This is a genomic window from Marinomonas sp. FW-1 (genome assembly GCF_005222245.1).
Classification (GTDB): Bacteria; Pseudomonadota; Gammaproteobacteria; order Pseudomonadales; family Marinomonadaceae; genus Marinomonas; species Marinomonas alcarazii.
On record NZ_CP025987.1, the window covers coordinates 1,021,660 to 1,035,652 of the forward strand.

The 13,993-nt window shown below is 43.7% G+C and carries 16 protein-coding genes; 10 read left to right on the forward strand and 6 right to left on the reverse strand.

Translation table 11 applies throughout. The features are described from left to right. Positions 1 to 35: 35 nt before the first annotated feature. A complete protein-coding gene (ligA, locus tag C1X04_RS04775) occupies positions 36 to 2,054 on the forward strand; it encodes an NAD-dependent DNA ligase LigA (RefSeq protein ID WP_137169291.1) in 2,019 nt (672 codons plus the stop codon). Next, complete coding sequence (locus C1X04_RS04780) at positions 2,055 to 2,291, forward strand: YheU family protein (RefSeq protein ID WP_110575587.1); 237 nt, start codon at positions 2,055 to 2,057, stop codon at positions 2,289 to 2,291. Between the two features lie 23 nt (positions 2,292 to 2,314). On the opposite strand, the gene cysE is transcribed toward C1X04_RS04780, so the two are convergent. After that, positions 2,315 to 3,133, reverse strand: coding sequence for a serine O-acetyltransferase (cysE, locus tag C1X04_RS04785; protein WP_110575590.1), 819 nt, complete (start codon positions 3,131 to 3,133; stop codon positions 2,315 to 2,317). Between the two features lie 118 nt (positions 3,134 to 3,251). On the opposite strand from cysE, the gene C1X04_RS04790 reads away from it, so the two are divergent. Then, positions 3,252 to 3,581: a hypothetical protein gene (locus C1X04_RS04790; protein WP_110575592.1), complete on the forward strand. Its 330-nt coding sequence runs from the start codon at positions 3,252 to 3,254 to the stop codon at positions 3,579 to 3,581. Between the two features lie 61 nt (positions 3,582 to 3,642). Here C1X04_RS04790 and mnmC read toward each other — a convergent pair whose 3' ends face one another. Both mnmC and C1X04_RS04800 read right to left on the reverse strand, forming a co-directional pair. Continuing rightward, positions 3,643 to 5,646: a bifunctional tRNA (5-methylaminomethyl-2-thiouridine)(34)-methyltransferase MnmD/FAD-dependent 5-carboxymethylaminomethyl-2-thiouridine(34) oxidoreductase MnmC gene (gene mnmC / locus C1X04_RS04795; protein ID WP_137169292.1), complete on the reverse strand. Its 2,004-nt coding sequence runs from the start codon at positions 5,644 to 5,646 to the stop codon at positions 3,643 to 3,645. Beyond that, positions 5,636 to 6,187: a peptidylprolyl isomerase gene (locus tag C1X04_RS04800; RefSeq protein ID WP_137169293.1), complete on the reverse strand. Its 552-nt coding sequence runs from the start codon at positions 6,185 to 6,187 to the stop codon at positions 5,636 to 5,638. Before C1X04_RS04800 ends, mnmC begins: the two co-directional genes overlap by 11 nt. 91 nt (positions 6,188 to 6,278) lie before the next feature. Between C1X04_RS04800 and C1X04_RS04805 the strand changes: the two genes are divergently transcribed. Next, a complete protein-coding gene (locus C1X04_RS04805; RefSeq protein WP_110575598.1) occupies positions 6,279 to 6,560 on the forward strand; it encodes a SelT/SelW/SelH family protein in 282 nt (93 codons plus the stop codon). A 44-nt stretch (positions 6,561 to 6,604) separates the two neighbouring features. Here the strand turns inward: C1X04_RS04805 and C1X04_RS04810 are convergent, their stop codons facing one another. Then, positions 6,605 to 6,913 carry a YciI family protein gene (locus C1X04_RS04810; protein WP_110575600.1) on the reverse strand — a complete coding sequence of 103 codons (309 nt, stop codon included), beginning with the start codon at positions 6,911 to 6,913 and terminating at the stop codon, positions 6,605 to 6,607. Positions 6,914 to 6,915: 2 nt separating this feature from the next. After that, a complete protein-coding gene (locus tag C1X04_RS04815; protein ID WP_110575601.1) occupies positions 6,916 to 7,452 on the reverse strand; it encodes a septation protein A in 537 nt (178 codons plus the stop codon). 137 nt (positions 7,453 to 7,589) lie between these two features. Between C1X04_RS04815 and C1X04_RS04820 the strand changes: the two genes are divergently transcribed. From C1X04_RS04820 to C1X04_RS04845, 6 genes are all read left to right on the forward strand, one after another. After that, entirely contained in the window at positions 7,590 to 8,441 is an 852-nt protein-coding gene (locus C1X04_RS04820; protein ID WP_110575603.1) for a PHP domain-containing protein, read from the forward strand. 49 nt (positions 8,442 to 8,490) lie between these two features. Continuing rightward, the gene (locus C1X04_RS04825) at positions 8,491 to 9,111 is read left to right on the forward strand and encodes an L-threonylcarbamoyladenylate synthase (protein ID WP_110575605.1); all 621 of its coding nucleotides are present in this window, start codon (positions 8,491 to 8,493) and stop codon (positions 9,109 to 9,111) included. A 115-nt stretch (positions 9,112 to 9,226) separates the two neighbouring features. After that, complete coding sequence (gene rluB, locus C1X04_RS04830; RefSeq protein WP_137169294.1) at positions 9,227 to 10,129, forward strand: 23S rRNA pseudouridine(2605) synthase RluB; 903 nt, start codon at positions 9,227 to 9,229, stop codon at positions 10,127 to 10,129. A 29-nt stretch (positions 10,130 to 10,158) separates the two neighbouring features. Then, the gene (locus C1X04_RS04835; protein ID WP_137169295.1) at positions 10,159 to 10,614 is read left to right on the forward strand and encodes a DUF1499 domain-containing protein; all 456 of its coding nucleotides are present in this window, start codon (positions 10,159 to 10,161) and stop codon (positions 10,612 to 10,614) included. Positions 10,615 to 10,663: 49 nt separating this feature from the next. Then, positions 10,664 to 11,383 carry a winged helix-turn-helix domain-containing protein gene (locus C1X04_RS04840; protein WP_110575612.1) on the forward strand — a complete coding sequence of 240 codons (720 nt, stop codon included), beginning with the start codon at positions 10,664 to 10,666 and terminating at the stop codon, positions 11,381 to 11,383. A gap of 4 nt (positions 11,384 to 11,387) precedes the next feature. Continuing rightward, positions 11,388 to 12,902 carry an ATP-binding protein gene (locus tag C1X04_RS04845; RefSeq protein ID WP_137169296.1) on the forward strand — a complete coding sequence of 505 codons (1,515 nt, stop codon included), beginning with the start codon at positions 11,388 to 11,390 and terminating at the stop codon, positions 12,900 to 12,902. A 23-nt stretch (positions 12,903 to 12,925) separates the two neighbouring features. Here C1X04_RS04845 and C1X04_RS04850 read toward each other — a convergent pair whose 3' ends face one another. Further along, positions 12,926 to 13,846 carry a LysR family transcriptional regulator gene (locus C1X04_RS04850; protein WP_110575675.1) on the reverse strand — a complete coding sequence of 307 codons (921 nt, stop codon included), beginning with the start codon at positions 13,844 to 13,846 and terminating at the stop codon, positions 12,926 to 12,928. Between the last annotated feature and the right edge of the window lie 147 nt (positions 13,847 to 13,993).

The window sequence follows — 13,993 nt, forward strand, 5'->3', positions numbered from 1 at the left end:
TTCGAGTTTATTTACATATGACCCAAGAGACAAACATGATGCATCAGCAGATGCTGGACATGATTCAGCAGCTTAATGACTACAGCTATGCTTACCATGTAAAAGATGCGCCAATTGTACCTGACGCAGAATACGACCGCATATATCGCCAGCTTCAAGAGATAGAAACCGAGCATCCTAATTGGATTCAGCCAGATTCACCGACCCAGCGAGTTGGCGAAAAACCAGACAGTGGTTTTGCTAATGTGGCCCATACGGTGCCTATGCTGTCTTTGGACAATGCCTTTGATAACGAGTCTTTGTCTGATTTTGATCAGCGAATTCGTAAATTGCTCAAAGTTGATCATATAACCTATTGCTGCGAACCTAAACTGGATGGTTTGGCGATTAGTCTGCGTTATGAAGAGGGGCGTTTGGTTCGAGGCGTGACCCGTGGCGATGGTTTGTCTGGGGAAGATATCACTTCGAACATAAAGACTATCTATTCTGTACCAATGAAGCTACGCACCAGTACGCCACCTGCGGTATTAGAAGTTCGTGGCGAAATTTACATGCCAAAAGAAGGTTTTGAAAAGTTGAACGCCTTGGCTGTTGAGCAAGGTGAAAAGACATTTGTTAACCCTCGAAATGCGGCCGCAGGCAGTTTGCGTCAACTTGATCCAAAGATTACCGCTAAACGCCCCTTAGTTATGTGTGCCTATTCAATTGGCTATGTGGAAGGTTGGGATCAGCCTAAAAGCCATTACGAAGGTTTGCTGCAGTTGAGTGAGTGGGGCTTTCGTATCAATGATCTGATGGCAAAAGCCGAAGGCGCGCAAGGCTGTATTGACTATTATGAAATGCTCAATGAAAAGCGTGTTGATTTATCTTATGACATAGATGGTATTGTCTACAAAGTGGATCAAATTGCTCTGCAGAATCAGTTGGGCTTTATTGCGCGAGCACCACGCTGGGCAATTGCCAGAAAGTTTCCAGCACAAGAAGAAATGACCCGAGTATTGGGTGTCGACTTCCAAGTGGGTCGTACAGGAGCGATTACGCCAGTTGCGCGTTTGGAGCCAGTATTTGTTGGTGGAGTAACCGTTTCTAATGCCACCTTGCATAACAAGGATGAAATTGCGCGCTTGGGGGTGAAAATAAACGATTTTGTTGTTGTTCACCGCGCTGGTGATGTGATTCCCAAGGTTGTTCAAGTGGTGTTGGATAAGCGCCCTGACAATGCCACAGACGTTATTTTTCCTGAGGCGTGCCCTGTTTGTGGTTCGGACTTGGAACAAGTGGAAGGCGAGGCCGTGATTCGTTGTACCGGCGGCTTGGTTTGTGGCGCGCAGTTAAAAGAATCCCTAAAGCATTTTGTCTCTCGTAAAGCCATGGACATAGATGGCCTTGGCGATAAATTGATTGAACAGTTGGTTGACCAAGAGCTTGTTAAAACGCCGGTCGATATTTTTACTCTCGCGGAGAAAAAAGACACCTTATTGTCCATGGAGCGCATGGGTCAAAAATCAGTAGAGAAACTGTTGGCTTCTATCGAGGCTGCTAAAAACACGCAATTTAATCGCTTTATCTATGCGTTAGGCATTCGTGAAGTGGGCGAAGCGACAGCACGAGCGTTAACTAGTTACTTTACTGAGTTGAACGATTTGATGGCAGCGGATCAAGAAGCCTTGGTGGAAGTTGAAGATGTTGGTCCTATTGTTGCTCAGCATGTGCATGTATTTTTTGAGCAGGAACTTAATCGAGAAACCATTAAAGGTTTGTTAGAAGCTGGCGTTGTTTGGCAGAAAAAGCAACAGATCTCTGCTGATGAATTACCTTTGTCAGGTAAAACTTATGTTGTGACTGGCTCCCTAACTCAGTTTAGCCGTGACCAGGTGAAAGATAAGCTGCAAGCATTGGGCGCAAAAGTCAGTGGCTCTGTGTCAGCGAAAACAGACTGCTTAGTGGCTGGTGAAAAAGCAGGTTCTAAACTCACCAAGGCACAGTCTCTTGATGTGCCTATTATTGATGAAGAAGGCGTTATTGCCTTGCTTAATCAACATGGAGCAATTTAATTGGATACTTTAATACCCTACGATTCGTTAGCTGCAGACACACTGGCAACCATTTTGGATGACATTGTATCTCGTGATGGTACGGATTATGGCGATTATGATCTATCGGTTGCGCAGAAGCGTGAACAAGCTTTGAGAGCATTGCGAAATGGGGAGGCTGTGTTGTTGTTTGATACAGAGAGCGAAACCATTAAGATGATTCCGAAAAGTGATTTAAGTAACTACGATCTTTTTTAAGATCGTAGTTACGTTTGATTAAATTATTCTTCGACGCAATCACGAATACAATGATTGATATTGTGATCCATGGCTCTGGATGGGTCTTCTCCCATATTGCGACCCACTACTTTTGCGGGTACACCAGCCACAGTGGTGTGATGCTCAACGGGTTCTAACACCACGCTACCAGCGCCGATTTTTGCGCCTTCGCCGATTTCAATATTGCCAAGAATTTTTGCACCTGCACCAATCAATACACCCGAACGTATCTTAGGATGACGATCGCCGTGCTCTTTCCCTGTGCCGCCTAGAGTGACGGATTGCAAAATAGAGACGTTATCTTCAATGACGCAAGTTTCACCCACTACAAGCCCTGTGGCGTGGTCTAACATGACGCCGCAGCCGATTGTTGCCGCAGGGTGAATATCCACGCTAAAAACCATAGACATTTGGCCCTGTAGGTACAAAGCTAAACTTTTACGATTATTCTTCCACAGCCAGTTTGCCACTCGATGTGTTTGTAAGGCGTGGAAACCTTTAAAAAATAGCAAAGGTGTTGTAAGAGTGTCGCAAGCCGCATCGCGTTCTTTTATTGCTAAAATATCTTGCTCGATGCAGCGTACAATGCCAGAGTTAGTATCTGCCATAGCTTCTTCGAATACTTCACGGAGCACCATAGCGGGGATGGAGATGCTGTCGAGTTTGCTAGCAAGTAAAAAGCTCAATGCCGAACACAGTGATTCATGACGTAAAATAGTGGTATTAAAATAGCTGGCTAAAATCGGCTCATCTTGTGCGAGCTTTTCTGCTTCAGCTTGCATAGATTGCCATAGATTGTCAGAAGTCACGGCATGATGCATTGATGTACTCAAGGGGTATTCACCTATATTGATTCATGTTTAGAATGTAGGTTATAGGGTTAGGGTTAAACAATACAAGGGGTAATAGTAATATTGCCTAAGAAAGATTGGAGATAGCATGTCTAAGAAAAATGTTGCTGATGCGTTGCATATTTTTTATGAATTAAACGAGGCGTTTTCTGATGCTTATTGGGAAACCAATGACATTAATCAGAAAGACCGTTTTTTTGCGATGAAGGGTATCTTACAAGATGAATTGGATGAGTTGCATAAATTGAGTCTACAAGACCATGTTTATCCATACGAGCCAATAAACCCCAGCTTGCTGCAATTAAGTGATAAGTTGCGAGCTTTGTTACCAGAACTGAATAATTACATCATTCGCCCGCAAACTTCCAACCGATTTTTAGCGCTTATTCCAAGTGCTTGTGCGCTTTTTGAATCGTAATCTTGATGTGGTTTGTGTTGCACTGCATTGAAACGCGCGAGTGCGTTTCAATGCAGTAGAGTTAGGTATTTTGGCTGCGTTTCAGGTCTCGGATTATAAAACGGCTTGGGTGCAGCTTGTGGCTTATTTGTTGCTCTAAAGGCGAGGGGGTCCCTGTAATTAAGCTGGCAATATAACTGCCACTCAGAGGGGTCGAAATCAAGCCTCTCGAACCATGTCCAATATTAATAAATAACTGTGTTATCGGCTCTGCTATGTCATTACTTTGCCACTTAGCATTTCTGCTGAGGGTTGAATATGCCTGCTGATAACTTGATTCTGATTGAACAGGTCCAACAATCGGCGTGTAATCAGGAACCGCGCATCGGAACGACACTCGTCCACCACAATCTTCCGTATTAAACGTCTCTTTAGGTAACAAAAGCAGGCTTTCTAAAATGGCCAAGTTCCGTTTATGTCCTTCTTCTCTTACTTGTGTGTCTTGGTCTTTTAGGTCGTAAGTAGAGCCAAAGTGCAGTAGGCCATTTATCGAAGGTGAAACATAGCCAAATTCACAGAGTACCTTATCAAAGTCTGTTTTGTCTGCCGACTCTCCTATGGCTTCGCAAGCCGCTTTGGCTTTTTCAAGATCAATAAATGAGACTTGTCCTCGAATAGGGTAATCGGGTGTGTTGGGTGTTACCCCCAGAGCTTTGGTGTCATTGGCGGTACATAGGACGACATGTGAAAATACCGAGTTATTGTCTCCAGACTGTGCTTGCCATCCGGTAATTTTATCGGTTGTCTTGATTGGGGAAAGGCCTTCGAGCTTGGTGTTTAAGCTGACTTTAATATTGTCATGAGACAACAGCTTCTCGCAAAGTCGCGTAAGCACAACCCAGCCGGATAATGGTAAGAACAAACTGCCTACTCTGTCTTTTGAGGCTTGCAAGATAGCTTCTGGATAAAGTTTATCGTTTAATAATTTTTCAAATCGCTCGGCTTCTTTATCGTGTTTTGGGATTTGTATTAATCCACAAGCATCCCAAAATTGTTTGCTGTCGTCCAAGCGAGTGTACAGACGATGAGCATGCAAATAAGCGGATAAGTAAAAGCGATTCACAGGCGTATCTTGTGAGGCTAATTTAGGATACAGCATGCCTTGAGGGTTGCCAGACGCTCCGCCAGCGATGCAGTTGCCTTGCTCCCATACCTCGACTTGTATGCCTTGATTTGCCAAAGCGTAAGCGGTATTGGCACCGGCTAATCCAGCTCCCACAACCAACACTTTAGTAATCTCTTGAGTCGCATCTTGACGAAGGTTGAACCAAGATTGCCCTTGGGACATGCGTTCCGTTAGCGAGGCGGTTGTGGTGTTCAGTACACCCACGGTCATTTCTCTTTTCTGCCCAAAGCCTTTTACCTTACGGACATCAAAGCCGACGCTTTGTAATCCTCTTCGCACAATCCCTGCTGCGGTAAACGTTGAGCAAGTCGTACCTTGGTGGCTGAGGCGATGAATATGATGAAATAGTTTGTCAGACCACATTTCAGGGTTTTTACTTGGCGCAAAACCATCCAGAAACCAGGCATCGACGTCTGCATCAAGTGCTGCAAAGCCGTCTTGTGCCTCTCCAAACCAAAGGGTGAGTTGGACTCGGCCTTGTTCTAATTCGATGCGGTGAAAGCCATGGCACACTTCAGGGTAAGCGTCGATTAGTTGCTGACTAAGATCGCTGATAGATGGCCACATTTTTAATGCGTTTGCCAGCATGCTCTTGGTCATCGGGTATTTTTCGACTGAAATGAAGTGCAGCTGCTTATCGCTGGGCGCGTCATTGAGAAAAGCCTGCCAAGCGCATAAAAAGTTTAGCCCTGTGCCAAACCCTGTTTCGGCTATGACAAAGGCGCTCTTTTGTAGCGATGCCCAGCGTTCTTTTAGCTGATTGTTTTTTAAGAAAACGTAGCGAGTTTCTTCTAACCCTGAATCTTTGTCGAAATAGACATCGTCAAACTGATTGGAATGAGGAGCACCATCCTCACCCCAACTTAACGCAGGTTTTTCTAATTGGTAACTAGTTAACACGCTTGATGCTCTCGATTATGACTGGTGACTCTGGAACATTTTGATATGGGCCTACCGATGTTGTGGGAACAGCAGAAATGGCGTCAACAACGTCCATTCCAGAAACAACGTGCCCAAACACTGTGTATCCCGCAGCACCACGAGCACCGTGGTTTAGGAAAGTGTTATCTACTTGGTTAATAAAGAATTGTGATGTGGCGCTATTCGGATCCTGAGTACGCGCCATCGCTAAAGTGCCGCGGTTATTCGCTAAGCCATTATCACCTTCATAGGCGACGGCTTTATGAGTGCTCTTGCGCTCTAAATCTTCTGTGAAGCCACCACCTTGTACCATGAAGCCTCGAATAACACGGTGGAAGATGGTGTTATCGTAAAAGCCCTCATCCGCGTAACGCAAAAAATTCGTGACTGTTTTTGGTGCTGCCTCATCATTTAAGTCGACTCTTATGGAGCCTTTATTGGTTACAATATCGACTTCTGTTGCGTTTGCTGTTGAACAAAGAGCAAGTAAAGCCAAGCTGGCGATAAGTGATTTACGCATAGTGCTACTTCCTTATTGAATGTATGAGCAATAGTATTCGTTGTGTCATGACGTTCCAAGACGTCTTATTTATTTACCGGAGAGAAAGCAAATGCGAACTGCAGCCGTAGAAATTGAATATTGTACCTTATGTCGCTGGATGTTGCGTGCGGCTTGGTTGTCTCAGGAGCTGTTAACAACATTTGATGATGATATAAAAAGTGTCACCTTGCTGCCAACTCAAGGTGGTATTTTTAAGGTGAGAGTGAATGGGGAAGAGATTTGGTGCCGTAAAAAAGAAGATGGCTTCCCAGAAGCAAAGGTATTAAAGCAACGAATGCGAGATGTGATCGATCCTGAACGTGATCTTGGTCATTCAGATGTAAAGAAATAATCTCTCAACCTCCCCCTAATCGGGGGGGAGGCGCTAAGCGCTTGTTAAGCGTTCATCGGAAATACTTGCTTGAATGGTTTTACGGTAACATTTTGGTAAACACCTGCCGCCACATAAGGGTCAGCGTCAGCCCATGCTTTTGCTTCTTCAAGGCTGGCGAATTCCGCTATAACAACGCTGCCGCTAAAGCCTGCATCACCTGGGTTTTCAGAATCAATAGAAGGGTTTGGGCCAGCCAATACTAAACGACCTTCGTTTTGTAGTGCTTCCAAACGCGCTAAGTGAGCTGGTCGAGCCTGTTGACGAGCGCTAAGGCTGTTTGCTACATCTTCGCCAATGATTGAGTAAAGCATGGTTATTCCTTATTTTTTATATGCGATGATAGATAAATACCCTGTAAGATAATAAATACTAGGGTCATTCCTAATAAGCCGAATAATTTAAAATCGACCCATGTTTCTTCACTGTAAGAAGAGGCTACGTAAATATTAGCTAAACCTGAAACAATAAAGAAAACGACCCAAGCTAAGTTTAATGTTCGCCACACTTTAAATGGAAGTTCTAATTTATCGCCCATCATGCGTTGAATGATATTTTTATCGCCAATAAACTGGCTTCCAAAAAACACAATGGCGAAAAGTCCATTAACGATAGTGGGCTTCCATTTTATAAAGTTACCATCTCCCATCAGCACGGTGGCTCCCCCAAGTAAAATGACTAATGCCAGCGAGACTAGGTGCATTTTTTCTACGGTTTTATTTTTGAACCAAGTAAAACCTACTTGAATAATGGTTGCGGGAATCAAGATGGCGGTTGCTAAGATGATATTCCCTGTCATTTTATAAACAACAAAAAAGATCGCAATAGGGAGAAAGTCGAGCAGTATTTTCATATAAAAAACCCAGTGAATGTATACTAAAATGTATGTATGCTGGTAGAGGGGAGATGCGGACTAGACTTCTAATGCCATAGACTTATTCACACCTTTCCTTATGATAACCACCATTCCTTTTAAAGAACAGCCAATCTATGCCTGAAGCAGCAACTTATCGAAAAGTCGATTTACATACACATTCTACGCGTTCTGACGGTCATTTTTCGCCAACAGAATTAGTAGATTTAGCGGTTGAGCAGGGTGTTTCTTTATTTGCTTTAACAGATCACGATACATTAGATGGTATTGCAGAAGCGCATCAGCGAGCTGTGGAGCATAATTTAAGTTTTATTAATGGTGTAGAATTGTCTACGCAGTGGAATGGCGTTCCTTTGCATATGGTGGCGTTGAATTTCGCTCCAGACAACGAGGAACTTTTGGCTATTGTGGCTGAAAATCAAGCGATTAGGCTTGATCGTGCTCGGCGCATTGCCGATTTGTTGGTCAAACAAGGTTTGCCTGATTTATTCGAAGAAGCCGTGGCGTTAGCGGGTGAAAGTCAGTTGGGACGGCCGCATTTTGCAAGTTTATTAGTAGAAAAAGGTTTTGTGAAAGACGCAAACAAAGCGTTTGACCGATACTTGGGGAATAAACGTCTAGGCCAGCTACGTGATGTGTGGCCAGAACTGGAAACGGTTCTAGCCAAGTTATCTGACCAAAATATGGAGTTAGTACTCGCACACCCTAAACGCTACCCTTTAACCGTTACTAAATTAAAGCGACTGTTGAATGATTTTAAAAAATGGGGTGGAACGGGAATGGAAATTGTATCTGGTAATGAGCGGCCGGATAGTGTGCGATTGCTTGAGCGTCTATCGAGAGAATTTGATTTAAAAGCGTCGGTAGGAAGTGATTACCACGGGCCATTTGGGCCATGGATGCAAGTCGGTAAGTTTACTCAAATTCACGAAAGTGAGGTGGACTTAGTATGGCGGTCATGGGAGTGATCCATTGAGGCTTGGTTATTTTAACTTATAATTTTTTGTGGAGAGCAGATTGAGTCAATTTTTTCAGATACACCCAGAAAACCCACAAGCACGATTAATTAAGCAAGCGGCAGAAGTGATTCGCGGCGGTGGTGTTATTGCTTACCCTACGGATTGTGGTTATTCGCTTGGTTGCCACCTTGGTGATAAGACTGCTGTAGATCGAATTCGTGCTATTCGCCGCTTGGATGATAAGCATAATTTTACTTTGGTGTGTCGTGACTTGTCTGAAATATCAACTTACGCACGCTTTGATAACCACTTATATCGGTTGTTAAAAAATAATACGCCTGGCCCATATACGTTTATATTTAATGCTACATCAGAGGTGCCGAGACGCTTATTGCATCCCAAAAGGAAGACGATTGGGATTCGCATCCCGAATAATCAGATAGTGTCTGCTTTACTGGAAGAATTGGGAGAGCCGATTATGAGTGTATCCTTAATTTTGCCAGGCGAAACGGATCCGATGACAGATCCTTATGATATTCGCGATACTCTGGAACATGCTCTAGATTTAGTGATAGATGGCGGTTTTTGTGGGTTGCAACCAACCACAGTGGTTAAAATGGACGCTGACAGTGTTGAGGTTGTACGTATTGGTGCTGGCGATCCTGCACCGTTTGCGTAAAATGGCGAAGATACCGCTGTTAAGGCTCAGGTTGTGTGGCTTATAATGCGGAAAATGGTTAATTAATTTTATTAAAACTGGGTTGCTGAGAAGCATTCCCTCTAAGAGGTTCGTAATGGACGAGAAGTTACAAAAAGTATTAGCAAGAGCGGGACAAGGTTCGCGTCGTGAGATGGAAACTCGTATCCGTGAAGGTCGTGTATTGGTTAATGGCGAAGTCGCTACATTAGGCGATCGTGTTAGCGTGAAAGATACGATCACAGTAGATGGTTATTCTATTGTTGCTACTGAGGCTGGTGCAAACCGCCGCGTTATCATTTATAACAAACCAGAAGGCGAGGTATGTACTCGTAAAGACCCTGAAGGTCGTCCAACTGTGTTTGATAAATTACCAAAACTGCGCGGAGAGCGTTGGATCGCTGTTGGCCGTTTGGATATTAATACGTCCGGCTTACTGCTTTTTACTACGGACGGTGAATTGGCAAACCGATTAATGCATCCATCGACGGAAATTGATCGTGAATACCTAGTTCGCGTTATGGGTGAAGTAACGGAAGAAAATTTAGCCGCATTGAAAAAAGGCGTTATCCTAGACGATGGCGTCGCGAAATTTACAGATATTGTTGATGGTGGCGGTGAAGGTATTAACCGTTGGTTCTACGTTTGCTTGATGGAAGGACGTAACCGTGAGGTTCGTCGTCTTTGGGAATCTCAAGGCGTTAAAGTAAACCGTTTGAAACGTGTTCGTTTTGGTCCTGTCTTTTTGCCATCTAAAGCAAAAGTAGGGCGTTGGGTTGAAATGGATGACAAAGATGTTAATTCTTTGTGTGCCATGGTTGATCTAAAAATATCGGAATTGACACCAAAGACGCAGCAAGAAAAATTGGAATTGAAACGTCATAAAAACAAAGCCACAGCTGGCGGTGCGCGTCGTGCGCCACCTAAAGGTTTTGATTGGCAAAGCAATGACAAGCCTGAGTTTAAACCTAAAAAGCCAGGTAAAAGATCGTTTCGTTAAGATATAAATGGCTTAGGAGTCGCAGAAGCATGGTTCGCTGGATAATTGGATTGGTTGTTGCTTTGGTTGTAGGGTTCGGTATTTATGCCAAGATTAGCAATAAATTACCAGAAGGATTGGGGGTGACGGATGGCTTTTTAAAGCCTTGCCCTTCTTCACCAAACTGTGTTTCAACTCAAGCAGCAGAAGACGATAAAGAGCATTATGTTGAGCCGATTATCTATACCAGTGATCGCAAAAGTGCTCAGTTGGCTATTGAGTCCTATCTGCTTGAGCAAGGAAATACTCGTATAGTCACCAGTGCATTAGGCTATGTTCATTTTGAAGTGGAAAGCTCGCTAGTTGGTTATATAGATGATGTCGAGGTATACCTTCCTGATGCAGACAGTGCCATACATGTTCGTTCTGCCTCTCGGGTCGGCTACTCAGATTTTGGTGTTAACCGAGACAGGGTTAGACAAATTAAAGAACTTTTAGTAGATTGATTTACAAGCCTTTTAATCTAAAGCAATAATAACTGGACGAGGAATGCCCATGAGTATAGATGACAACAAAACTATTTTGATAGTGGAAGATGATGAGCGCCTAGCGCTACTTACTCAGGAGTATTTACAAAAAAATGGCTTCAATGTAGCAATTGAACCGGATGGACGTAAGGCAATTTCTCGTATTATTGCTGAACAGCCTTCTTTGGTTATTCTTGACTTGATGCTGCCCGGTGCTGATGGTTTTACGGTATGCCGAAGTGTTAGAAATGACTATAAAGGTCCTATTTTAATGCTGACCGCTCGTAGCGATGATGTTGATCAGATATTAGGTTTGGAAATTGGAGCTGATGATTATGTTTCTAAGCCTGCCAAGCCTAGGGTCTTATTAGCCAGAGTTCAGTCTTTATTGCGTCGAAGTAACCAGGATGTTGATCTTGATGCTGTCTCCTCGAAAGAAGAGAAAAACCTTGAATTTGGTCCATTAACCATTGATAACTCTCGTCGTGAGGCTTGGCTTTTAGAAGAGGAAGTTGAGTTAACCAGTGCTGAGTTTGATTTGCTCTGGTTATTGGCGAGTAATGCAGGACGAATCCTAAGCCGAGAGGAAATTTTCGGAGAATTACGCGGTATCGAGTATGACGGTCAAGACAGATCTGTCGATGTTCGTATTTCTCGTATTCGCTCGAAAATTGGTGACGACCCAATTCATCCTCGTCGTATTAAGACTATTCGTAGCAAGGGCTATTTGTTTGTAAAAGAAGTCTAGCCTGATGCGTGCAGAAATGTGGCGATTATATCGACATCTTATTTTAGGAGGTGTCGTTATTGTTGCATGTTGCTATATTGTTATTGAGTTCACTCAAGCACGTTTTGGTGGCTCAAGAGAAGAGCGCTTGCTTTGTGTTGATGCTGAAATCAGCTCTGCATTATTGCTTACCGGTATTCGTAAAGAAATCCCAGAATCACAATTCAACTGGACTGTTCAGCCCAGTGAACCCCACACTATTTCGGCCACAGCGGCTTTGATTCAAGAGAAAAAGTGGCTAAAACTCCCTGAGGACAGTTATCAGATTGCACTTGGTAAAACCGATGCGCCTGTATTGGTTGGTCGGGTTGATAAAAGTGGTTCGCTTTTTCAGTTGGAGTCATTGTTAAGCCAATTGCTATTAACTGACCTCATAAGCTATTCAGATAAACTGGCTTTATTAGAAAACTTGAGCTGTGTGTCTATTGAAGATGTTTCTTACACTCCTTCTAATCCTTTAACGGGGGTTGCAACGGTCCATGGAACCTACACTAAGTATGGTTTTGTCTGGAAGGATCAAAGCACCAATCAATCGATCCTAGTGGCTGTCACAGAAGAAGATAATGTTTCTTTATCCTTAGTGGTTGTGTTTGTCGTTGGTCTGGGAATTGCTGTGATGTTGGTTTTAATTTGGCGGGAGCTTGTCTCGTTAGATTTCAAACGTAAGACATTTGAAAGTATCACCCGTCAAATTGCTCGTGGTCGTAGTGGTCTTCCGAAAGGGGTTCCAGACAGTAGCGGAACACTAAAAGAATTAGCCTATTCATTTGATTCAATGTCTTCTCATATACAGCGCTTATTAAAAGTGCAGAGAGAGATGATTAACGCTATTTCCCATGAACTTAGAACCCCAATCGCTCGTTTACGCTTTGGGTTGGAGGTCATGAAAGATGAAGTGGACGATGATGTTGCTAAAACAATAGAAGCGCTAGAGGGTGATGTAGAAGAGTTAAATACCCTTGTAGACGAAGTATTAACATATGGAAAACTGGAAGGTGGCTCGCTAGAGCTTCATTTTAAAGAGCTGTCTGTTTCCCAGTTAGTGGATGGGATTTTAAGTCACAATCATCTGTTATTGCAGCACCTTAATGTTGAAGTGAATATTTCCGAAGAGGATATCGTCTTGGCCGACGAGCATCATTTAAGCCGAGCTTTGCAGAATTTAATCCTTAATGCTTCCAAATACGCTTCGACAGCAATAGCGGTGACCTTTTCATACGATGACGAACGCTGGCAATTGGATATTGAGGATGATGGTCCAGGTATCGCATTTGAAGATAGAGATAAAGTCTTTATCCCCTTTCAACGGCTAGACAATAGCCGTACACGGGCTTCAGGTGGCTATGGGTTAGGGTTGGCGATTGTTCAGCGAATTGCATTCTGGCACGGTGGGGCGGTGTTAATTGATGCTAGTGAATCCGGTGGCGCTAAATTTAGCTTTATTTGGTCTCGTAACCAGCATAAAAATACCGTGGCGTGATGCTGGTTACGAAAGCGTGCTGGTTACAGTTCTGGCGCCAAAATACCTTTAAGGTTTTTAAAGCAGGTTTTTGATGCCGTTGTTATTAAATCTTCCATGTAGGCGTTTTCACGCTGATCTTTTCTTATTGCCAAATAGAGCTTACACCAAACGCCTTCTTCGCCAAGTGACTTCGTTATTACATATTGTCGGTTGGTGTATTCTGTTAGTGCCCAGTTAGGTAAACAGCATACGCCTCGGCCACTCGCGACTAACTGCATCATCATCAGGGTTAATTCGCTATGGCGAATTTTTGCTGGAGAGACATCTGCAGGATTTAGAAAGTGTTTAAAGATATCTAAGCGTTCGATTTCGACAGGATAAGTGATCAGTGTTTCTTTCGCGAAATCTTCAGGTGTTAAGTATTCCTTTTTCGCAAGGGCGTGATGCCGCGACAGCGCAACTTGTGACTCATATTGAAACAAGGGAATGTAGTCTATGTTGGGGATGTCTTGCGGGTCGGATGTCACCACCAAGTCCAAGTCACCACGGGCAAGCGCCGGTAGCGGCATGAAGCCAAAAGCGGTAGAGAGGTCTAGCTCAACGTCTGGCCAGTGTTCACGAAAATGGTCAATGGTTGGCATCAGCCATTCATAGCAACTGTGACATTCAATGGCGATATGTAAACGCCCACTTTCACCTTCGGCGAATCGTTGAATATCGCGTTGAGCAGAGCGGAACGAAAGTAACACATCATCGGCAAGCTGCAATAAGCGCAATCCTGCACTGGTGAAGCGGACTGGTTTTGTTTTTCGTATGAAAAGCGGGCAGCCTAGTTTCTCTTCAAGGTCTTTGAGCTGATGCGACAAAGCGGATTGCGTTAGGTGAACTCGTTCAGCGGCTTCAACCAAGCTGCCAGTTTCTCTGAGTGCGGCCAGTGTTTTTAAATGCCTAACTTCAATAATGCTCATAGTAATTCACTGTTGATGCGTTTAGCCATATTTAAGAGCCTTATCGTTTAGAAGCTCATATATGAGAGTTCAATGTTTAGGGGCTAATGCATGGGTGCAAAAAAAGCTCGCTGAAAGTTGGATTTCAAGCGAGCCTCGTTA